This window comes from Halorhabdus rudnickae (assembly GCF_900880625.1).
Lineage (GTDB): Archaea > Halobacteriota > Halobacteria > Halobacteriales > Haloarculaceae > Halorhabdus > Halorhabdus rudnickae.
Genome location: NZ_CAAHFB010000001.1, coordinates 1,463,617 through 1,484,829, shown reverse-complemented (window position 1 = coordinate 1,484,829; position 21,213 = coordinate 1,463,617). Strand labels below are relative to the sequence as shown.

General features: G+C 64.0%; 15 protein-coding genes and 3 pseudogenes. 14 read left to right on the top strand and 4 right to left on the bottom strand.

Annotated elements, in window-relative coordinates; translation table 11 throughout:
- The first annotated feature begins 21 nt into the window (after positions 1 to 21).
- The 9 genes and pseudogenes from BN2694_RS07375 to BN2694_RS07345 all read left to right on the top strand — a co-directional run bounded on the left by BN2694_RS07375 (position 22) and on the right by BN2694_RS07345 (position 11,123).
- Complete coding sequence (locus BN2694_RS07375; protein ID WP_135663793.1) at positions 22 to 2,727, top strand: surface glycoprotein; 2,706 nt, start codon at positions 22 to 24, stop codon at positions 2,725 to 2,727.
- 172 nt (positions 2,728 to 2,899) lie between these two features.
- Positions 2,900 to 3,766 (top strand): CheF family chemotaxis protein, encoded by an 867-nt coding sequence (locus BN2694_RS07370; protein WP_135663792.1) that lies wholly within the window; start codon positions 2,900 to 2,902, stop codon positions 3,764 to 3,766.
- Between the two features lie 71 nt (positions 3,767 to 3,837).
- A complete protein-coding gene (gene glmU, locus BN2694_RS07365) occupies positions 3,838 to 5,031 on the top strand; it encodes a bifunctional sugar-1-phosphate nucleotidylyltransferase/acetyltransferase (protein ID WP_135663791.1) in 1,194 nt (397 codons plus the stop codon).
- Positions 5,031 to 6,836: a glutamine--fructose-6-phosphate transaminase (isomerizing) gene (gene glmS / locus BN2694_RS07360; RefSeq protein ID WP_135663790.1), complete on the top strand. Its 1,806-nt coding sequence runs from the start codon at positions 5,031 to 5,033 to the stop codon at positions 6,834 to 6,836. Before glmU ends, glmS begins: the two co-directional genes overlap by 1 nt.
- 108 nt (positions 6,837 to 6,944) lie before the next feature.
- Positions 6,945 to 7,499 (top strand): annotated as a pseudogene (locus BN2694_RS17655) (NAD-dependent epimerase/dehydratase family protein); the annotation flags it as partial.
- Positions 7,479 to 8,366, top strand: a pseudogene (locus BN2694_RS18010) (LAGLIDADG family homing endonuclease); the annotation flags it as partial. The pseudogenes BN2694_RS17655 and BN2694_RS18010, both read left to right, overlap by 21 nt.
- Positions 8,367 to 8,555: 189 nt before the next feature.
- Positions 8,556 to 9,173: pseudogene (locus tag BN2694_RS17645) on the top strand (NAD-dependent epimerase/dehydratase family protein); the annotation flags it as partial.
- 10 nt (positions 9,174 to 9,183) lie between these two features.
- Positions 9,184 to 10,131 carry an NAD-dependent epimerase/dehydratase family protein gene (locus BN2694_RS07350; protein ID WP_135663788.1) on the top strand — a complete coding sequence of 316 codons (948 nt, stop codon included), beginning with the start codon at positions 9,184 to 9,186 and terminating at the stop codon, positions 10,129 to 10,131.
- Complete coding sequence (locus BN2694_RS07345; protein ID WP_135663787.1) at positions 10,128 to 11,123, top strand: NAD-dependent epimerase/dehydratase family protein; 996 nt, start codon at positions 10,128 to 10,130, stop codon at positions 11,121 to 11,123. Before BN2694_RS07350 ends, BN2694_RS07345 begins: the two co-directional genes overlap by 4 nt.
- Positions 11,124 to 11,257: 134 nt before the next feature.
- Here the strand turns inward: BN2694_RS07345 and BN2694_RS07340 are convergent, their stop codons facing one another.
- Positions 11,258 to 12,103, bottom strand: coding sequence for a TrmB family transcriptional regulator (locus BN2694_RS07340; RefSeq protein WP_135663786.1), 846 nt, complete (start codon positions 12,101 to 12,103; stop codon positions 11,258 to 11,260).
- A 212-nt stretch (positions 12,104 to 12,315) separates the two neighbouring features.
- On the opposite strand from BN2694_RS07340, the gene BN2694_RS07335 reads away from it, so the two are divergent.
- On the top strand, positions 12,316 to 13,053 hold the full coding sequence (locus tag BN2694_RS07335) for a hypothetical protein (RefSeq protein WP_135663785.1): 738 nt from the start codon (positions 12,316 to 12,318) through the stop codon (positions 13,051 to 13,053).
- 13 nt (positions 13,054 to 13,066) lie between these two features.
- Here the strand turns inward: BN2694_RS07335 and larC are convergent, their stop codons facing one another.
- Positions 13,067 to 14,392, bottom strand: coding sequence for a nickel pincer cofactor biosynthesis protein LarC (gene larC, locus BN2694_RS07330; RefSeq protein WP_135663784.1), 1,326 nt, complete (start codon positions 14,390 to 14,392; stop codon positions 13,067 to 13,069).
- A 144-nt stretch (positions 14,393 to 14,536) separates the two neighbouring features.
- Between larC and BN2694_RS07325 the strand changes: the two genes are divergently transcribed.
- Entirely contained in the window at positions 14,537 to 16,765 is a 2,229-nt protein-coding gene (locus BN2694_RS07325; RefSeq protein WP_135663783.1) for a CDC48 family AAA ATPase, read from the top strand.
- Positions 16,766 to 17,025: 260 nt separating this feature from the next.
- Here the strand turns inward: BN2694_RS07325 and BN2694_RS07320 are convergent, their stop codons facing one another.
- Positions 17,026 to 18,168: a CBS domain-containing protein gene (locus BN2694_RS07320; protein ID WP_135663782.1), complete on the bottom strand. Its 1,143-nt coding sequence runs from the start codon at positions 18,166 to 18,168 to the stop codon at positions 17,026 to 17,028.
- Positions 18,169 to 18,316: 148 nt separating this feature from the next.
- Between BN2694_RS07320 and BN2694_RS07315 the strand changes: the two genes are divergently transcribed.
- Genes BN2694_RS07315 through BN2694_RS07305 form a run of 3 tightly spaced genes read left to right on the top strand, consistent with a single transcriptional unit; the run spans position 18,317 to position 20,871 of the window.
- Entirely contained in the window at positions 18,317 to 18,733 is a 417-nt protein-coding gene (locus BN2694_RS07315; protein ID WP_135665503.1) for a DUF5791 family protein, read from the top strand.
- Complete coding sequence (locus BN2694_RS07310; RefSeq protein WP_394346576.1) at positions 18,730 to 19,617, top strand: SDR family oxidoreductase; 888 nt, start codon at positions 18,730 to 18,732, stop codon at positions 19,615 to 19,617. Before BN2694_RS07315 ends, BN2694_RS07310 begins: the two co-directional genes overlap by 4 nt.
- Positions 19,618 to 19,677: 60 nt before the next feature.
- Complete coding sequence (locus BN2694_RS07305; protein WP_135663780.1) at positions 19,678 to 20,871, top strand: DHH family phosphoesterase; 1,194 nt, start codon at positions 19,678 to 19,680, stop codon at positions 20,869 to 20,871.
- Positions 20,872 to 21,011: 140 nt separating this feature from the next.
- Here BN2694_RS07305 and BN2694_RS17045 read toward each other — a convergent pair whose 3' ends face one another.
- Positions 21,012 to 21,182 (bottom strand): HVO_0758 family zinc finger protein, encoded by a 171-nt coding sequence (locus BN2694_RS17045; RefSeq protein ID WP_167879981.1) that lies wholly within the window; start codon positions 21,180 to 21,182, stop codon positions 21,012 to 21,014.
- Between the last annotated feature and the right edge of the window lie 31 nt (positions 21,183 to 21,213).

Sequence of the window (21,213 nt, the reverse complement as noted above, 5' to 3'; positions counted from 1 at the left end):
CAGACACAAACGCACACAACTATGACAACTGACACAGCGGAAAAAGTGCGTGGCATATTCCTTGCCGCGCTAATGGTGTTCTCCGTGTTTGCCGGTACAGTCGCCTTCTCTGGCGCTGTTGCCGCGCAGGAGGTCACCAATGCCGATCGGACCATTGCCAGCAGCACAGCTCAACCGGGCGATACGGTTGAAGTAACGGTCGACGTCACGCTTGACGAAGCCGCCGGCGTCCAGATCTCAGACACCTTCGACTCGGCGCTCGATGCCCAGATCATCGATGGTCTTGGGAGTCTGGACAACGTCGACGACGGTGAAGTGACATTTAACCAGCCCACCGGATCCGAGACCTCGTATACAGTCACCTATGAGGTGACTGTTCCCGAGAGTGCCTCGGACGGTGACACGTACACGTTCGACGGCACGGCTTCGCCCGGTGACCTCACGATCACCGGCGATAGCCAGATCACCGTCGCAACCGACGGCGACGACGGCGACGACGGCGACGACGGCGACACGACCCCGTCCGATCGCTTCCCGAGTCCGGACAGCCCGCCCCACGTCGTCTACGTGGATGAGTCGGCTGACCTCACCGGTCTGGCCCTTACCGACGGCGGCGTAATCCAGGACGACCAGAGCGTCGGTCTCACCGGCCTCGCCGGTGACGCTGACGGCAACTTTGAGGAAGACGACGCTGCTGACTTCGACTTCGGCGGTGTCGCAACCGGTTCCTACGACGTTGACGATGACGAGCGGGCTGACATCTTCGTCCGCGCGCCGGACGTTGGTGTCGACGAACTGTATCTCGGCTCGGGCACTGATGGTGCCGAAATCACCGGTGAGACGATCCCGTCCGATTCAGACATTGTCACGGCCCAAGTCGACTTCAACTTCGAAGACGTTGAGGGCGTTTCCCTGATCGTCGAAGAAGGTGACAGTGGTCTTGAGATCACTGACAGCGTGGCCGACGTTACCAGCCTCGACGCGGACGGCGCATCCATCGAGATCGACGTTAGTGATCTTGACGCCGGTGCGTACGACGTCACCTTCGAGGGCGCAGACCAGCTCGATGATTACAGCGGCACGGAGTCGTTCACGATTCGGAGTACGGACACGACTCTCTCGCTCGGTGAGGAAGAAGTCACGCAGGGTCAGCGCGTGACCGGCACTGCTGAAGGAACGCCGGGTACGCTCGCCCACGTCCGCGTCGATACGGACGACTCGATCGACGACGCTACCGCGCTTGACGTCTTCCGCAACACTGCCGATGTCGAAGATCGTGGTACTGCCAACGATTACCACTATGCTGTCGTCGACCTCGGTGACGACGGTGCAGCGGACTTCCAGATCCAGACGCAGTATCTCGACGACGATAGCACTGTGACGGTCGAAGTCGCTGAAGGGGACGACCCAACTGTCGACTCCGACGACGAGGTCGACTTGCGTGTGAACGCAAAGGCGATCTCGATCGATAATGCGACGTCCGTCGTCAGTATTGGCGAAGAGTTCACGCTTTCCGGTAGTGCACCGGAAGCCGACGACGTGAAAGCCTACGCCCGGATCGACAATCGTTACGTCCCACTTCAAGACGATAGCGGTTCAGCTTCGACCGACAGCGTCGACAGTGACGGTTCCTGGTCAGTCGACATTGCCTCGGGAGCCCACCTCAATCTGGCAGACGCCTATCGGATTTCCGTAGTCGCTAATCCGACGGACGACGTGCCAGGTGTCGACCTAGAGGATACCGGGACTGATAACAGCCTCTCGACTGACGCCTACAGCGAATTCGACACGACCGCGACAGTGACTGTTCGGACCGTCGAGGGTGATCTCACTGCCGAACTCAGCACCCAGCGGATGGCTGTAGACGTCGGTGACGAACTCACCGTCTCCGGCACTGGGACCGGTACCGACGAAGTCAAGATGTTCATCGTTGGTCCGCGTGGTGACTTGTATACCGACGGTCTCTACACCGACGAGGGTACCGAGATCTCGGTCGATGATGACGATACTTGGGAGGAAGACTTCAGTAACTTCAACCGCCGCGGTACGTACGAAGTCATCGTGATCGGTCAAGGCCGTGACGGAAGATTTGCCGTCACCGGTGACAATGACGCTACGAACCTTGGCGATGGGATCAGCCGAACGCAGCAGCAGGCCGTCGACATCATTCTCGACGACTACAGTGGTGCCGCTTCGGACGATCAAATCGTCGAATTGAGCTTCACCGGAGAGAATCCGTCTCTCTCGATCGACGACTTCACGAGTGACGGGCAGGCCGCCCAGGAAGAAGTGACGATCACGGGCGAATCCAACCGTGAGGGCGGGACGCTCGTCTTCGTTGAAGTCCTCGACGAGGAAGACAATGTGGTTGTGAGCTCCGAGGCCGAAGTCGACGGCTCGACCAGCACGTGGGAAACCACGCTCGACATGTCCGACGTCGAGACTGGTTCCTACACGCTCCGCGCTGACGACGACGAAGCCACGGACACGATGGAGTTCGAACTCGCCGAGTCCGTGACGACGCCAACGGAGACGATGACCGCAACGGAAACCGCAACGGAAACCGCAACTGAGACGGAAACCGCAACGGCAACCGAAACGGCAACCCAGACGGACACTGGCACGGCAACCGAAACCACCGAGACCAGCGGACCCGGCTTCACGGCCGTGCTCGCTGTGCTCGCGCTGATCGGTGCTGCGCTGCTCGCGGTCCGCCGCGACCAGTAACGCACTGATCGGTGATCCGTCTACTCGAACCACGACTGACCGCCGAAAGCGGTTCTGACGTGCGGTTTTTCATTCTTTCACGTCGAACAGCGGTGGCTCTACCGTCGGGGATCGCCGCCGGCCGTAACTCCTAATCGTCTGGCGCGAGTACTCGGCAATAAGGATCGCCGGAATGAGCGAGGACGAGCGCAAGTTGATGGACGATCGCGGGCAGTTCCTTCAGGCAGTCCGTGGCGGCCGGGAGGTACAGGACGCTGACTGGACGCAGTGTCGGATCGTCCTCACGACGGCACGGATCGTCCTTCTCGCGGAGGAAAAGCAGACGATCCCACTCGAGACAATCACCGACGTCGGTGGCCGCTACGACGTCAATCAGAACGCGGCGGGCGTCGCCAGCTACGTCACGCTCCACGTCGAGGAAGAGGACGTCCTGCTGTTGCGAGCGCCCGAACAGGACGAGTTCGAGACGGATCTCTACCGGGCGTTCGTCGACAACACGATCGTCTACGTCCAGCATCCCGCGGTGAAAGGCGGCGTCGTTCAGGGTGCCGACTGGCAGCGGGCGAAGATAAAGCTCACAGACGAGGCACTCCAACTGGCGCTCTCGGATGGGCAGTACGTGACGATCGACCGGGACGACATCGGGGACGTCGAGACCGACCAACAGACTGTCGATGGCACCGAACGCCGTGTTTTCGAGGTAGAACATACCGACGAGGCGGGGACGAGCGTCGAGACCAACCTGACGGGCGAGGACAAACAGGTGACCATCTTAGAGGAGATACTTCAGGAGGGGGCCGAGCGCAATCGCGCGAATCTGGATCTTTCACCAATCGAACAGCAGATCGTCATGGCACTGCACTCGGGCGTCTCGCCGTTTGACCTGCCCGAGTTCGTCGACAGCGACGTCGAGGAGATCGAGGAGATATTCGATCGGCTGATCGAACTCGACGTCATCGAGACGATCAGAGAACGGACTGAAGTCGAGATGACCTCCCGCGGTCGACAGGTCGCCAGCGAGGAGATGGGCAACCAGTAGGTCGAGACCGGGCGAGCGAGAGCGGATTGGGGGCCCAGAACGTTCAAGCGCGTGCCACGCTTGCCACCCACATGAGCATTCAGACGGCAGTAGTCCTCGCGGCGGGCGAGGGGACCCGGTTGCGGCCGTTGACGCGCAACCGGCCAAAGCCCATGCTTCCGGCGGCCACCCGGCCGATCTTAGAGCACGTTCTGGACGCACTCGTCGAGACTGGTATCGAGGAACTCGTCCTTGTCGTGGGGTACGAGCGTGATCGCGTCCAGAACTACTTCGGTCCATCCTACCGGGACCGACCGATCACGTACGTCCGCCAGGACAAGCAACTGGGAACCGGTCATGCCCTGCTGGAAGCCCGCGACGCCGTCGACGGGTCGATGCTGGTCGTCAACGGCGACACGCTAATCGACCCGACGATCGTCGGCGATGTCGCCGACCGCTTCGCTGAGGGTGACGTGGCGGCCACGCTGGCGGTCCTGGACGGCCCAGATCCCCAAGAGTACGGTGCCGTCGATGTCGAGAGGGACGTCGTCACCGATCTCGTCGAGAAACCGGATGCCGACGACTATCGATTAATTAACGCCGGGGTCTATGCTTTCGAGGGGTCTATCTTCGCGAGGATCGAGGCGACGCCACGAGAACGTGGTGAACTTGCGTTGACTGACGCGCTGGTGGGCTTGATCGACGATCGGCAGGTGGGGGCCGCCGAGACCGATGGCACGTGGGTCGACGCAACCTATCCCTGGGACCTTCTGGAGTTGACTCGCGAAGTCCTTGCTGACGGCGTCCCGACCGTCGGCGAGCGCGAGCGTGGCGTCTGGATCGCCGAGAGCGCACGGGTTCACGAGACGGCAACCGTCCAGCGACCGACCGTTGTCGGCCCGGACAGCGAGGTCGGGCCAGGTGCGGTCGTCGGTCCGGATGTCGCGCTCGGACGGAACGTTACTGTCGGCGCGAATGCGACGGTCACTACCGCAGTGCTGGACGACGATACGCGAATCGGGCCAGGCTCAACGCTCGTCGAGGCGGTCACCGGACAGGACGTTCGCGTGGGTGCGGGCAGCGTCGTCCCGGGCGGACCGGCCGAAGTCCGGGTCGACAACCGGATCCTCGAAGGGCGGCCGCTGGGTGCGTTACTGGCCGATCGGGTGCGTGCCGAAGGGAACGTGTCGTTTGCTCCCGGAACGCTGGTTGGCCCGAACGCCAGGATCGGTACGGGCGTCCACGTGAGCGGCTCCGTTCCGGGAGACGCGGAGGTGCGGCGCTGATGTGTGGCATCATCGGCTGTGTCGGCCACGGGCCTGAGACGACCGATGTCCTCCTCGAGGGACTGTCGACGTTGGAGTATCGCGGGTACGATTCGGCCGGCGTCGCGCTGGGAAACGGGGCCCTCAAGGTAGTCAAACAGTCGGGTTCGATCGACGACCTCAGGACGGCCGTCGAGACGGTCGCTCCCGAGGGGGCGCTCGGGATCGGGCACACGCGCTGGAGCACCCACGGCCCGCCGACCGACGAGAACGCCCATCCCCACGCTGACTGTACCGGCGAGGTCGCCGTCGTCCACAACGGCATCATCGAGAACTACCAGACGCTTCGAGACGAACTCCGCGAGACGGGCCATACGTTCCGGAGCGACACCGACACGGAGGTCGTCCCGCACCTGATCGAAGCGGCACTGGCGGACGGGGCCGATCCCGAATCGGCTGTCAGAGAAGCAGTCTCCCGACTAGAGGGGAGTTTCGCCGTCGCTGCCGTGATCGGCGGGTGTGAGGCGATCTTCGCCGCCCGCAACGACTCGCCGCTGGTGCTCGGGATCGGTGACGAGACTGACGGCGTCGGGCAGTACTACCTGGCGAGTGACGTTCCGGCGTTCCGTGAACACACCGACCGCGTGGTCTATCTGGAGGACGGCCAGTTCGTCAGGGTGTCGTCGGCGAGCTGGACCGTCACGGACCTCGCGGGCGAGCCTGCCGATCCCGAAGTCGATACCGTCGAGTGGGACCCAGAAGAGACAGGCAAGGCCGGCTACGATCATTTCATGCAGAAAGAGATCAACGAACAGCCCCGGGCGTTGCGGCAGTGTCTCTCCGAGCGGGTCGACGAACTCGCGGGCGAGGTCGAGATCGGGGATCTGGCGTATCTCCATCCGCGTGGCGTCCACCTGGTCGCCTGCGGGACGAGCTATCACGCGGCGCTGTACGGCGCCCAGCTGTTTCGCGCTGCCGGGATCCCCGCTCAGGCGTTCCTTGCGAGTGAGTACGCCAGCGCACCGCCGCCGATCGGCGACGAACTCGTCGTCGGCGTTACCCAGAGCGGCGAGACCGCTGATACGCTCTCGGCGCTCCGGGCGGCCCGCTCTCGTGGCGCTCGGACGCTCGCCGTGACCAACGTCGTCGGGTCGACGGTTGCCCGCGAGTGCGACGACGTTTTCTACATCAAGGCGGGACCGGAGATCGGCGTCGCCGCGACCAAGACTTTCGCCTCCCAGCTGGCGTCGCTGAATCTGCTCTCGATCGGGATGGCCCCGAGCAAGGACGACCGGGAGGCTATCGCCTCGTTGCGTGACCTCCCCGCGAACGTCCAGGCAGTGCTCGATGACTCGGCGGCCGAGGCGATCGCTACGGCGTATCTCGACAGCGACGCCTACTTCTTCATCGGTCGTGGCCTGCAGTATCCCGTCGCCCTGGAAGGTGCTCTAAAGATGAAAGAGATCACGTACAAACACGCCGAAGGCTTCGCCGCCGGCGAGTTGAAACACGGACCCCTCGCTCTCGTGACGAGCAATACACCCGTCTTCGCTATCGTGACCGGCGACGACGAGCAGGCCAGCAAAACCATCGGCAACGTCAAGGAGGTCGAGGCCAGAGACGCGCCGGTCGTGGCGGTGACCGACGGCCAGAGCGATGTTTCCCGGTACGCCGATCACGTCCTCTCGATCCCCGAAAGTTCGCCCCGGACCGCTGCCGTGCTGGCGAATGTCCAACTCCAGCTTGCGGCCTATCACACCGCCGCGAAACTCGACCGCCCGATCGACAAACCGCGGAACCTCGCCAAGAGCGTCACCGTGGAGTAACTGCCGAGACGCCACTGGTCGCGGCCTGTAGGTCCGCCAGTCGACGACGTCATGATCTGTTCCGAACGGAAGACTTATTGAGGTAGTTACTCACGGCGTGAGTAACACATGACGATCATCGTCACCGGGGGTGACGGCCACATCGGCTGGCCGACCGCCCTGCGCATCGCCACGCGCACCGACGACCGCGTGATCTTGGTGGACAACTTCGCCCGGCGGGAGTGGGTCGAGGAAGTCGGCTCCGTCAGCGGCGTCCCGATCGCCTCGGTCGACGAACGCATCGAGGCCGCCGAGGCGGTCCACGGCGTCAGGAACCTCTCCTTCGTCGAGGGCGACCTCGTCGAGAAGGCCTTCGTCGAGGAACTGCTCGCGGTCCACGAACCCGACACGATCGTCCATACGGCCGCCCAGCCCTCCGCCCCCTATTCGCAGATCAACGGCGAGCGGGCCAACTACACCCAGCACAACAACATGCAGGCCACCCGGAACCTGCTGTGGGGACTTGAGGAACACGATCTGACGGACACCCACTTCATCGAGACGACCACGACCGGCGTCTACGGCGCCCCCGAATTCCCGATCCCGGAGGGCGGCGCGACGATGGAAAACCAGGGCGAGGACGACGAGGTGCCGTTCCCGGCGATGGCGGGCAGCTGGTATCACCAATGTTACGACGACGAGACGGAGATTCTAACGAAGGAAGGGTGGAAACGTTTCCCCGACCTGACCGCACAGGACGAGGTTATGTCGATGGATGTCGATACAGGCGAGACGAGGTGGACGACGCCCACCGACGTCCAAGCGTACGATTACTCCGGCGAGATGGTGACCGTTTCCAACCGCCGTGTCGACTTGCGGGTGACGCCAAATCACCGGATGCTTATCGGGACAAGTTGGGCGCAGGGTGGTCACGAAACCTTCGAGGATCGACGGGAAGTCGTCGAAGCTGACCGACTCGGTGACGAGTACCAGCATCCGTGCATTTTCACGTCGTTCCCGGATTGGAACGGTACTGATCTCGAATCTTTCGAACTCCCCGGGTGTGATCGTGAGGTTAACCACGCGAAAGTCATCAGACTGCAGCAGCGCGAAATTGAAATCGACGCGTGGCTCCGTTTCTTCGGCTGGTGGGTGACGGAAGGTACCGTTGGCAAGGCCGGACAGACGAGTAACGTCCGACTCTATCAATCGGAGGGCGAACATCTGGCTGAGTTGTTCGAGGAAATTGGATTTGACCGAGAAAAGGTCCGCCATCACGTTGATCACAAGCAGGAATACGTCGAGCTCTCTGACCACCAGTTAGCGACCTATCTGCGGCAGTTCAAGGACGACAAACGTATCCCCGAGTGGATGCGGAATCTGTCGCGTGATCGTCTGGAAGTACTTCTCGAAGCTCTCATCGAGGGTGACGGAAGCGAAAACGGTCGTGGGTGGACGTTCTACACGTCAAACGAAAGGCTGGCTGACGACGTACAGGAAATCGCACTTAAACTCGGATACGGTGCGACGATCCACCATCTCGACCGAAGCGACCAAGACAACTATCAAACGAAACGCGAGTACCGGGTGGCTATCAGTCCGTCTTGGTGTGTACAGACGAACCAGGGTGGCGACGCGTTTGGTCGTGAACAGTACGATGGTTCCGTGTATTGCTGCACGGTCGATGGTGGAATTATTCTGGTTCGCCGTGATGGGAACCCGGTCTGGTGTGGGAACTCTAAATCACACGACGCGGCGAACATGCGCCTCGCGCACTCGCAGTTCGACATCCCTATCAGCGACGTGCGGACGGCGATCACCTACGGCACGGGAACCGAGGAGACCGAGGCCGATCCGCGACTCGCGACGCGCTTTGACTTCGATTATTACTTCGGCGTCGTCGCCCACCGCTTTGCCGCTCAGGCCGTCGCGGGCTATCCGATGACCGTCTACGGCAAGGGCGAGCAGCGCAAGCCCTTCATCGCCATGGAGGACGCTGTCGAAGGGCTGGCACGACTGGCCCTCGGTGATCCCGAGGATCGACCGGCCGATCACGTCGTCTACAACCAGGTCACCCGGGCCATCTCCATCGTCGAAGTTGCCGAGACCATCGCCGACGTCGCCGGTGAGTTCGATCTCGACGTCGCGGTCGAACACTACGAGAACCCCCGGGACGAGGACGAGACTCACCAGATGGAGATCGAGAACGACCGCTACGCCGCCCTCATCGACGGCCAGGGAACGACATTCGAGGCGGGAGTCCGGTCGATCTTGGACACCCTCCTCGGGTACGAGGATCGGATCACGGCCCACGAGGATCGGTTCCTCCCCGGCGTGCTGACTGCGGACGAGGAGTGATCTGTCGGTCATGGACGTCCTCGTAACGGGCGGGATGGGCTACATCGGTAGCGCCCTCCTCCCGCAACTCGCCGACGCCGACGACGTCAGCCGGATCGTCGTGCTCGACTCGCTTGCGAGCGGCTCGCCCCGACATCTCCTGGAAGCCCGCGTCGATGGCGATCTCCAGTTCCGGCGCGGCGACGTCCGGGAGTACGGTGACGTCGAGAACGCTATGCGCGGTATCGACACCGTGATCCACCTCGCGGCGATCACCGGTGCGGCGAGTACCCACGATCGCCGCGAAGAGACGATGGCGGTCAATCGCGAGGGGACGGAGAACGTCGTCAATGCGGCCCGGAAACTCGACGTCGAGAACCTTGTCTTCGCTTCGTCGTGTAACAACTACGGCCGCACAGCGACCACCGATATTGACGAGGACACCGAGCCCGATCCGTTGAACCCGTATGCCGAGGCGAAAGTGCAGGCCGAGACGGTCGTCGCCGAGTTTGCCGACGAGACCGGCGCGAACGCGACCGCCCTCCGGATGAGTACGAACTACGGCCACGCCCCGGGGGTACGGTTCAACCTCGTGGTCAATCACTTCGTCTTCCGGGCGTTGACCGGCCGACCCCTGACGGTCTATGGCGACGGCTCGAACTGGCGGCCGTTCATCCACGTCCGGGACGCTGCCCGTGCGTTCGACCACGCCGCCCGCGACCCCGGATCGTGGCCCCAACCGGTCTACAACGTCGGTAGCGACGCCGACAACTATCGCATCAGCGAGATCGCCGAGATCGTCAGCGAGGAGGTCGCCCCCGTGGACGTGACCTACCTCGAGGACGAACATCCCGGCCCCTCCTATCACGTTAACTTCGATCGCCTCGACGAGACCGGCTTCGAGACCGAGTGGACCCTCCGGGAGGGCATCCGCGACCTCGCAGCCGTTCTCCGCGAACGACAGGAAATCGATACATGACAGGTAATGGCTCCAATTCCGACGACCCGCTTTCGATCGCCGTCACTGGCGCGGCGGGCTTCATCGGCTCGCGCGTGGTCGATCGCTTACAGCACGCCCACCCCGACTGGGAACTGACGGCGATCGACAACTTCTATCTCGGCGACGTCCGTGAGATCGGTGACGTTACCGTCGAACACGTCGACGTCCGGGATCGCGACCGCCTCGCAGACGCCCTCGCGGGTGCCGACATCGTGATGCACCTGGCAGCCATCAGCGGCGTCGACGATGCAGCGGACAATCCTGATCTCACCTACGAGACCAACGTCGTCGGGACGAACAACGTCGCGTGGTTCTGCCGGACGACCGGTGCGGCGATGGTGTTCCCGTTCAGCATGACCGTGCTGGGGGATCCCGACTCGTTCCCGATCACCGCCGAGCAGCCCCGCGATCCGATGAACTGGTACGGCCGGACGAAAGTGCTCGGCGAACAGGCCGTCGAGACCTACGCCGACGGTGCGTTCCCGGCTCACCTGTTCCTGAAGTCGAACCTCTATGGCAGCCACGAGGTCGGGGACCGAACCGTCTCGAAGGGGACGGTCATCAACTTCTTCCTGGGTCGACTTTTCGCCGACGAACCGCTGACCGTCTACGAACCAGGCACTCAAGCGCGCAACTACATCCACGTCAAGGACGTCGCCCGGGCGTACGTCCGGAGCGCCGAACGCCTCGCCGAACAACTCGCGGCGGGTGAGACTGGTGTCGAACGATACGAGATCGCCAGCGACGAGGATCCGAGCGTCATGACCGTCGCCGAGCGGATCCAGTCCATCGCCGGGGAGTACGGTATCGACGCCGACGTCGAACTGGTCGAGAATCCCCGAGCCGGAGACGAGACGCTCGTCTCGGAGTTCAGTGTCGACACCGCAGCCGCCCGTGAGACGCTCGGCTGGGAGGTTCGCCACTCGATCGAGGCGACGGTCCGTGACCGTCTCGACCGTCACCTGGACTGATTGAGTAGGCAGTCCACTGTCGGTATCGACCAATTCGAGCTCGTTAGCGCTTCTCACCTCGAAAGCGACGAACCAGTCACTCTGTGCGGTCTACAGCGTCCCGCTCGGAGGCCGCTCAAGTCGAATTGAGCGTGTCACTCGACAGGCGAACTCTCGTGTGCCCAGATCAACTCGAAGTACCGGCCAAGTCCGGCGACGAACGACCCGTTCTCGGTGACGGCGGCCTGTCGCATCGACAGCGGGATGTCTTTCTCTTCGACCAGGACGATCGCCTTTCCCGTCTCGTAGTCCATGCTCGGATCGACGATCGTTCCGCGCCACGGGAGGCGTTCGTTGCTGAAGCGCAGTTCGACGTCCGGGAACTCCGTGTTGAGTGTTTCGACGACATCGGTCTGGATCGAACGATTGTGATCCGAGAGGTGTGACGGATCGAGCAGGAGAACGCGGATCGAGACGCCGCGCTCGTCGGCGTCGGCGAAGGCCGGCCGGATCGACTCGAAGTACTCGAAGGACTTGGTCAGGACTTCGATCTCGCGGTCGGCACTCCGATAGAGCGTTCGGGTCTCTGTCTCGCTCGGCTCGCCGACGTCCACCACGTGAAAGAGGTCCTCGGTCGGCGTGACGTCCTCGTTGGCGCGCTCGTACAGTGGCCCGAACTGCGCGAGGAACTCCGTCCGGGCCGACTCGACGTCGGTCCGGAAGGACTCGAAGGACTGTCGGCGGTTCTCGATCGCCCGATCGACGATCTCCTCGGGATGTCTGGCCTCGTACTCCTTCGGTCGCCCGGGAATTTCTTTGACGTATCCGACGTTTGCGAGCGTCCCGAGAACGTCGTAGATCCGGGCCCGCGGGATCCCCGTCGCTTCGGCGAGGTTCGGCGCCGTCGTCCGCCCGAGCGTGAGCAACTGCGTCAGCGCCGTCGACTCGTACTCCCCGAGATCGAGGTGCTCGAGTAGCGCCGCCGCGCTGTCGTCGGTCATCGTCGGCCCTTCACGCCGCCGGTCCATTAAGGATGTGCAACCGCCGGTTTCCCGTTGCACCGCCCGGAGGCTCCCGAACGCGCAAGCGCTGAGTACGAGCCGCGAGGCCGAACGAGGTTCGGCCTCGACGGGTGCACAGGACAAAGTGGACAACCCAACGAGTGCTGCGGGTTCGCGGCGGCTTTATTTCCCGGGCCACATAACCACAATCAGTGATCGTCGTCGCCACCGCGGACTTCGAGCTGTACCACGGTGTGGTCACGGAGCTACGCGACCGCGGCGTGACGTTCACGACGATCGAACCCGACGACCCACTCCCCGAGCGGACCGAGGCGGTCGTCGTGGGTCCAGAGGACTCGATCGACGGACTCGAAGACGTGACAGTCGTCGAAGCCGATCCAGCCGAACCTCGCCGGGCCGTCGAGGACCTGCTCGCGACTCTGCGGGGCGGGGAAGGGCAGGTGATCGTCGGCGTCGACCCTGGCGAGAAGCCGGGGATCGCGGTGCTCGCTGGCGACGTGGTGATCGGGGCCTTCCAGGTCCCTGCGGCACAGGTGGGTGATGTGGTGCGCCGGGAGATCGAGGGGGCGACCGACCCGCTGGTCCGGATCGGCGATGGCGCGCGGCTGGTCGGTTCACGGATCGTCGACGACCTGGCAGATGTCCCCGTCGAAGTCGTCGACGAGACCGGGACGACCCCCTACCTCGGCACGGGTGCCCGGGGGATGGGCGACGTCCTCGCAGCGGTCAACATCGCCCGGATCGAGGGCAAGCGCGTCGATTCGATCGACATCGAGCCAACCGCTGGCGAGCTCCAGCGTATCAAGGACCGCTCGCGTGAGGCCGGGGCCGACAACCGGGCGATCGACGAACGGCTGGCCCGTCGGGTCGCGGCCGGCGAGTTGAGCATCGAAGAAGCGTTGGCCCAACACCGTGGTAGCGAGGAGTGACCGTCGCAGTCGCCTATTCGCCGAGTGCCCGCTCGGCCCGCTCGATGATTTTGCGGACGGGATGATCGGTCTCCCGGGCGATCGCCAGGGCATCCTCGTATTCGGCGCTGGCGTCCAGCCACGCGCCATCGCGGTCGGTTGCGACCTTCACGTCGACGTGGTAGGATTCGCCCTCGACTTCGATCTTGACAGTACGAGTCTCCCGGTCTGCGATCCAGCGATGCCCAGCCCCGTGTTCACGAACGCCCAGCGTGCCGGTCTCTTCGGCCAGCCGTCGGGCCACGCGATCGGCATCTTCGGGTTTGACCACGACCTTGATCAGGTGACCGGGCCGGGCCTTCTTCATCGTCGCGGGGACGATCGAGACGTCCCGCGCGCCAGCCTCGACGAGGGTCTCCTGGAGGCCGCCCAGCACTTCCGGCGTCGCGTCGTCGACGTTCGTCTCCAGGACCGTGATCGCCTCGCGACGGAGGTCGCCGGTCGTCTCACCGACGAGTACCCGGAGGACGTTCGCCCGGTCGTCGGTGTCGTGATCCCCCGCCCCGTAGCCCGAGGCTGTCACGTCCATGGCCGGCAGCGACTCGACGCCTTCGGCTACTTCGGCGAGGATGGCCGCTCCGGTTGGCGTCAGGAGTTCGCGCTGGACGGGGCCGCCCTGGATCGTGTAGTCGGCGTCGGCAGCGATCTCGACGACGGCCGGTGCGGGCACCGTCGTCGTCCCGTGAGCCATCTCGACCTCGCCGTCGCCCGTCGACAGTGGCGTCGTGACGACTCGGTCGGGATCGAGGTCTTCGAGCAAGAGCGCAGCACCGACCACGTCAGCGATGGCGTCGTCGGCCCCGACCTCGTGGAAGTGCGTCGCTTCGAGGTCGGTCCCGTGAACGGCCGCCTCGGCCGTGCCCAGGCGTTCGAATATCGAAAGCGCCCGCGTTTGGACTGTCTCGGGCAGACCCATTGCTTCGACGGTGTCGACGACCTCGGTATATGTCCGCGTCGGTCCGTGTCCTTCGACCGGGTGGCCATGAGATCGGTCGTGGGAGTGCCCACTGTCGTGCTCGTGAGCTTCGTCGTGCTCGTGAGCGCCTTCGTCGTGATTGTGTCCGGTTTCGTCGCCCTCGCCCGCGGGTATACCGGCGTCACCGCCCGAATCGTCCGCGTACCGAACGTCGACCGTCGCCGCCTGGATGCCGCCTGTCGTCGTGTGGCCGCGGACGTATTCGACGTCCAGTGTGTCCGCGACGGGTTTCAGAACGGTCGGATCGGCCCCGGCGTCGAGCAGCGCCGCCAGGATCATGTCACCGCTGGCGCCCATCCGGCCGTCGAACGCGATCGTCTGCATGGGGAGACGGTGACGCCACGGAGACAAAAACGGCCGGTTCCCTGGTGGCGACGACACCGACGGTGGGGCCGGCTTCCGGCTGGCTCTGTTCCCGGTAGCAAAAAGCATATCTCTCGGGATGCCCGAGTGTGACACACTCCCCTCATGAACGAAGTCCAGCTAGAGGTCGCGAAAGCCTACCCGAACGACTCGGGCCGGGGTATCGCGCGCCTCGACCCCGACACGCTGTTGCACCTGAAGCTCTCCCCTGGTGATATCATCGAGATCGAGGGCGGCGAGACGACCGCCGCGAAGGTCTGGCGCGCGGACCGCCAGGACTGGAATACTGATACTGTGCGTATCGACGGTTTCACGCGCCAGAACGCCGACGTGGGGATCGGCGAACGAGTCGAGATTCGCAAAGCCGAGGCCGAAAAGGCCGACTCACTGGTGCTTGCGCCACCCGAAGAAGCCAGCGTCCAGTTCGGTAGCGACGCCGCTGGGATGGTCAAACGCCAGATCCTGAAGCGTCCAGTCGTCGAGCGCGACATCGTCCCCGTGATGTCCTCGACGAACCATCCCTTCATGCGTTCGCCGGGCCAGGCGATCCCGCTGATCGCCGTCGAGACCGAGCCCGAAGGCGTCGTGCTCATCACCGAGGATACCGACGTCGAGCTGCGCGAAGAGCCGATCTCGGGCTACGAGAAGACCGGCGGCGGCATCACCTACGAGGACATCGGGGGCTTGGAGAAGGAGATCCAGCGGGTCCGGGAGATGGTCGAGCTGCCGATGAAACACCCCCAGATCTTCAAGAAACTGGGGATCGAGCCCCCCTCGGGCGTCCTCCTGCACGGTCCGCCCGGGACGGGCAAGACGCTGCTGGCGAAGGCCGTCGCCAACGAAACCTCTGCGAGTTTCTTCTCCATTGCGGGCCCGGAGATCATCTCGAAGTACTACGGGGAAAGCGAACAGCAGTTGCGGGAGATCTTCGAGGATGCTACCGAAGAAGCTCCCTCGATCATCTTCATCGACGAACTCGACTCGATCGCGCCCAAGCGCGAGGACGTCACCGGCGAAGTGGAACGGCGTGTCGTCGCTCAGTTGCTGACGATGATGGACGGCCTGGAATCGCGCGGCCAGGTCGTCGTCATTGCGGCGACCAACCGCGTCGATTCGGTCGATCCCGCCCTCCGTCGCCCGGGTCGCTTCGATCGGGAGATCGAGATCGGCGTCCCCGACGAGATGGGCCGCGAGGAGATCCTCCAGATCCACACCCGCGGGATGCCACTCAGCGACGACGTGGATCTGGGCCGGATGGCCGAAGACACCCACGGCTTCGTCGGCGCTGACATCGAGAGCCTCACGAAGGAGGCCGCGATGAAGGCCCTCCGGCGGTACCTCCCCGAGATCGACTTAGACGAGGAAGAGGTTCCGCCGAGCTTGATCGACCGGATGATCATCAAGCGCGACGACTTCAAGGGCGCGCTGAACGAGGTCTCCCCGTCGGCGATGCGGGAGGTCCTCGTCGAGTTGCCCAAAGTGTCGTGGGACGACGTCGGCGGCCTCCAGACGGCCAAAAGTGAAGTCCAGGAGTCCGTCGAGTGGCCCATGTCCAGTCCGGAGAAGTTCACGCGCATGGGCGTCTCCCCACCCAGTGGCGTCCTCCTCTACGGGCCACCCGGCACGGGCAAGACGCTGATGGCCAAGGCCGTCGCCAACGAGACCGACGCCAACTTCATCTCCGTGCGCGGCCCCCAGCTGTTGAGCAAGTGGGTCGGTGAGAGTGAGAAGGCCATCCGCCAGACCTTCCGGAAGGCAAAGCAGGTCGCCCCGACGGTCGTGTTCTTCGACGAACTCGACTCGCTGGCCCCCGGCCGTGGCGGGCAGGGCACGGGTTCGAACGTCTCCGAACGCGTCGTCAACCAGTTGCTGACCGAGATGGACGGCCTCGAAGACATGGAGGACGTCATGATCATCGGCGCGACCAACCGCCCGGACATGATCGATCCCGCACTGATCCGTTCAGGTCGCTTCGACCGGCTCGTCTACATCGGCGAACCCGACGTCGAGGGCCGCGAGGAAATCTTGCGGATTCACACCGCCGACTCGCCGCTGTCGCCGGACGTCTCGCTGCGTGAACTCGCCGAGGTCACCGACGGCTACGTCGGCAGCGATCTGGAGTCGATCAGCCGTGAGGCGGCGATCCGCGCCCTCCGGGAGAACGAGGACGCCGAGGAGATCGGCATGAGCCACTTCCGGACTGCCCTTGAGGACGTCCGCCCGACGATCGACGACGACATCCGCGAGTACTTCGAGCAGATGGCAGACGAGTTCAAGGGCGGCGCCCCGGAACCTGACCGCCGCCGTGGGTCCGACCGTATCGGCTTCCAGTGATCCGTTTCCTGCCTCGGGTGTGAACGGCCCGCGCTCACACTCCTTACAAACCGTCACGGGACCGTCCTGCGCTGTCGCTTCACGCGCAGTGAACCGCGGGCTTCGACCGCCGGATGCTACCGATTGGTCGCCGACCTCTCTCACCTTTTACTGGGCGAGACGAAACGTGATGCCCGATCGAACTTCCGGAGACCTCCCAACTGGCCCCACACTACTTCCGGGAAATCAGTAGCCCCCGACACCGAGACGAAAACGGGGACTTACAGCTCGCCGAGTTTCCGCAGTACCTGGCCGCGGTACTCCTCGTCGCTCTCGACGCCTTTCAGTTCGAGGACGTTGCGCTGGAGCTTGTCTAGGGCGACGTTGAAAGCGGTCTTTGCGCCGTAACCCTCACCGCTGCCGGCGACCTGGCCTTTGTTGGTTCGGAGCCGGATCTTGCAGCTGATCAGGGGCGTTCCGCGGAGCTTCTCTTTGTGTTCTTGGAAGCGGACGTGGGCATGCTGGACTTGCATCGCCTGGTACTTGTCAGCGACCTCCTCGATTTCGACGCGGACGTCCTGGCGGGAGATCGTATCCAGCAACTTGATGTTGGTGATCTGGACGTCCATGTGCTCCTCTTCGGTAAAGGTGAGTGCCCGGAGAACGTCCGTCTTGGTGACGATGCCGGCTACCAGCGAGTCGTCCCGTTGGGGCGTGACGACGAGGCCGGCGTAGTCGTTCTCCAGCATCTGCCGGACAGCGTCCTCGACGCTCTCCTCGACGGTGGTCGTCGTGACGGGGTTGGACATCACGTCGTAGACGGGGAGATCGAGGATACGGTCGACGTCCCCGGCGCGTTCACCGGTGGTTGCCTTGTCCATGTCGCGGACGACCACGTCGACGATATCGTGACGGGTCACCATCCCGGTGAGAGAGCCGTCCTCGTCGAGGACAGGCAGCCTGGAGATGCCGTGCTTGCGCAACTGGTTGATCGCTTGGCCGACCTCGGTGTCCTCGGTGGCAGTGGTCACGTCGGCCGTGTAGATGTCACCGACCGAGAGGGCGTCTAAGTTGTCCAAGACCGCCGTGAGGATGTCGTCGTCGGTGATGACCCCCCAGAGCTTGTTGGCCTCAAAGACGGGTGCGATCTTGGTCCCGCTCTCGACGAGGACGCGGGCGGTCTCCCGGACGTCGGCCGTCCGCTCGACTTTGGGGGCGTGCTGCATCAGGGCAGACGCTTTCGCTCGGTCCTCGACGTGTGACTGGACGAGCTGTTTTTGGGTAATCACGCCAGCGTAGCTCCCGTCGTCAGTGACGATGACTCCTTTGGGGTTCTTGCGCTCGAAGATGGACCGGACCTTCCCCAGGCGTTCATCGGCGTCGACTTCCACGTATTCGCGGGTAGCTATATCGGCAATATCCATCGTACCAGTGGTACTTGGATGGCAAGGGTTATCAAACTTGGTTCGCGCCGCCACCCCCGCACTGTCCTCGAGACCATCACTCGGACGATCGGGTCCCCCAGGTTTCCGATGGCGACGCCCCCTTGTGGGTGCCACGCGTAAGGCGACCATGCTTGCTGACGTCGATCCGGCCGACCACTCCCCCGGGTCGTTGCGAGAGGCGTACGGACGCACGCTCCGGGACGCGATCGAGGCGACCGGCGTCTCCGAGATCGCGGAGGCGACTGACCTGGATCCCGCCATTGTCGAGGAGGTCGCTGCCGGCGAGAACGACGGAATCACGCTGACCGAGGCGACGGCGATCCTCGCCATCGTCGATGACCGGACCGCCGACGCCATCGCCGCCGATGCGCGCGACCGGCTGTTGCTCGGGATGTCGAGTGCTGTCCTCGATGTCGACGCCCTCGCCAGGCGTCTCGACGGGGACGTCCAGGCCAAGGAACTCCAGGCGAAGATCGAGGGCCGCCATCCGCTGACGCTGGCGGAGTACGCCCGGATTCAGGCGGCGATCGCGGGGGAATCGTGACCCACGTCGTCGTCCTTGGCTGTGGATACGTGGGCTGTGAACTGGCCCGACAGCTGGACGATCACCACGTCGTCGGCGTCCGTCGCTCGGCGGACGGACTGGCGGCCGTCGAGGCGGCAGGTGCCGAACCCGTCCGGGCGGACGTCACGGATCCGGATTCCCTGGCGAGCGTGCCGGACGCCGACTGGCTCGTCTTCGCAGCCAGCGCGGGCGGGCGGGACGTTGCGGCCGCCCGCGAGACGTACGTCACGGGGCTCCGGACGGCGATCGAACATTTCGACGGACGCGACGACTCGCCAGACCGGCTCGTCTACACCTCCAGTACGGGCGTCTACGGCGATCACGACGGCGCGTGGGTCGCGGAGGATACGCCGCTGTCGCCGGCCACCGAGAAGACGCGTGTGCTTGCAGAGGCCGAACAGATCGCTCTGGATATCCCGGACGGGATCGACGGGACGGTGGCGCGCTTCGGTGGGCTCTATGGTCCTGACCGGTACCGCCTGGAACGCTATCTCGAGGGCCCCGTCACTGCGGGCTATCTGAACATGGTCCACCGGGACGACGCGGCGGGTGCGATCGCGTTCCTGCTGCAGTCGGATGCAGGGCGAGACGCCGTCGTCAACGTCGTCGACGACGAACCGGTCGAGAAGTGGGGTTTCGCCGATTGGCTGGCCGAGCAGTGTGATGAGCCGTTCCCGCCGAAACAAACCATCGAGGAGCGGCTGACTGGCGAGGACGACGAATCGAGCCGCCGTATCAGCGCGAACAAGCGTGTCAGTAACGACCGGCTGGCAACGCTGGGCTATGAATTCGCATACCCGACCTACCGAGAGGGGTACCGAGCGGCGATAGAGGCCTACAAAACGGGCGAACTGGACGATTGAGGTCGGGTATTCTTTTCCGTTGGCGAACATTCTTAACAGATCGGAGAGACAGTTGTCCGTATGTCGGTACCGGGCCCCGCTGGCGCCGGCACGGTTGCACAGGCGGGTGTTGGCGAACTCCTCGATCGTGTCGCCGCCGATTCGCTGCTCGCCGCGGCCGTGTTCGTTGCGGCCCTTGCTGCTCTCGTCGTCCTCGCCCTCGTCGTTCGTCGAACGACTCGCTCACCCGGGGAGCGACTTGGCCGCGTTCTCGCGGAGTACGACCATATCAGCGTCCTGATGCACCCGAATCCCGATCCCGACGCGATGGCGGCCGCCCAGGGGGTGGCTGAACTCGCCGCGACGGTTGATACGGAGACGACACTCCAGCATCCCGGACTGATCCGCCACCAGGAGAATCGGGCGTTCGAGACCGTCCTCGATCTGGATCTGGATCGGATCCAGGCCGCGGCGGGACTCGATGGTGACGCCGTCGTGCTCGTCGATCACAACGAACCCCGCGGGTTCACGGGCGACGAGCAGGTCTCCCCGGTCGCCGTGATCGATCACCATCCCGGTGGCGGGACAGGATCGTCGTTCACGGACGTCAGACCTGATTACGGCGCCGCTGCGACTATCGTCACGGAGTACGCCGAGGACGTCGGGCTCGACCCGATCGACCCGGAGAATCACGACGGACACGAAACCGGCGAGACGCTCCCGCCCGCGGTCGCGACGGGCCTGCTGTACGGCATCCAGGCCGATACGAAGAACCTGACGAAGGGGTGTTCACCGGCCGAGTTCGATGCTGCGGCCTATCTCTATTGTGGGATCGACGAGGAATCGCTCGACCGGATCGCCAACCCGGAGGTCGACACAGAGGTCTTGGAGGTCAAAGCGCGGGCGATCATCGAGCGTGACGTCCGCGGCGCGTTCGCCTGCAGCGACGTGGGGACGATCTCGAACGTCGACGCCGTCCCGCAGGCAGCCGACGAACTCCTCCGGCTGGAGGGAGTGACGGCTGTCGTCGTGTTCGGAGACACCGACGGTACCGTTCACCTCTCGGGTCGGTCCCGGGACGATCGCGTCCATATGGGCAAGGCGTTACAGGCGACCATCGAAGACATCCCGATGGCCGAGGCCGGCGGACACGCCCGGATGGGTGGGGGCCAGGTCCAGATCGACCACATGGAAGGGATCGGTCCGGGTGACGGTATTACCCGTGAGGAGCTACACGAACGGTTGTTCGACGCGATGACCGGCGACAGACAGTGACCGACGGCAGGAAGTTATCGGCGAAGGTAGATCGGCATCAGAGCGAAAACGAGTTCTCTCCGGGATCGACGACCGGCTCCGACTGCTCGAACGGTTTCGACGTGTGAGTGCCGACTGCTCGCTGTCGGTGTCACTGCCGGCTATCCGACTTGTTTCCACTCTCCGCCACATTCCGGACAGACGCGCACCGACCCGATCGCATCGGGGTCGTTCTCGGTCTTCAGCTCTTCACCGCAGGCGGTACAGCGCAGGCGCTCGTAGGTATCCTTCTCGAGGTCGCCCGCCCGGAGACCCTTCCTGACGGATTGCATACGTCGTAGTATGTGAGCACCTGACAAAAAG

Excerpts from the sequence above, each read along its gene's own strand:
- BN2694_RS07315 (WP_135665503.1), top strand. The coding sequence starts at position 18,317 with ATGCTTGCTGACGTCGATCCGGCCGACCACTCCCCCGGGTCGTTGCGA.
- BN2694_RS07370 (WP_135663792.1), top strand. The coding sequence starts at position 2,900 with ATGAGCGAGGACGAGCGCAAGTTGATGGACGATCGCGGGCAGTTCCTT.
- BN2694_RS07305 (WP_135663780.1), top strand. The coding sequence starts at position 19,678 with ATGTCGGTACCGGGCCCCGCTGGCGCCGGCACGGTTGCACAGGCGGGT.
- BN2694_RS07320 (WP_135663782.1), bottom strand. The coding sequence starts at position 18,168 with ATGGATATTGCCGATATAGCTACCCGCGAATACGTGGAAGTCGACGCC.
- BN2694_RS07340 (WP_135663786.1), bottom strand. The coding sequence starts at position 12,103 with ATGACCGACGACAGCGCGGCGGCGCTACTCGAGCACCTCGATCTCGGG.
- BN2694_RS07345 (WP_135663787.1), top strand. The coding sequence starts at position 10,128 with ATGACAGGTAATGGCTCCAATTCCGACGACCCGCTTTCGATCGCCGTC.
- BN2694_RS07350 (WP_135663788.1), top strand. The coding sequence starts at position 9,184 with ATGGACGTCCTCGTAACGGGCGGGATGGGCTACATCGGTAGCGCCCTC.
- BN2694_RS07325 (WP_135663783.1), top strand. The coding sequence starts at position 14,537 with ATGAACGAAGTCCAGCTAGAGGTCGCGAAAGCCTACCCGAACGACTCG.
- BN2694_RS07375 (WP_135663793.1), top strand. The coding sequence starts at position 22 with ATGACAACTGACACAGCGGAAAAAGTGCGTGGCATATTCCTTGCCGCG.
- larC (WP_135663784.1), bottom strand. The coding sequence starts at position 14,392 with ATGCAGACGATCGCGTTCGACGGCCGGATGGGCGCCAGCGGTGACATG.
- BN2694_RS17045 (WP_167879981.1), bottom strand. The coding sequence starts at position 21,182 with ATGCAATCCGTCAGGAAGGGTCTCCGGGCGGGCGACCTCGAGAAGGAT.
- glmS (WP_135663790.1), top strand. The coding sequence starts at position 5,031 with ATGTGTGGCATCATCGGCTGTGTCGGCCACGGGCCTGAGACGACCGAT.
- glmU (WP_135663791.1), top strand. The coding sequence starts at position 3,838 with ATGAGCATTCAGACGGCAGTAGTCCTCGCGGCGGGCGAGGGGACCCGG.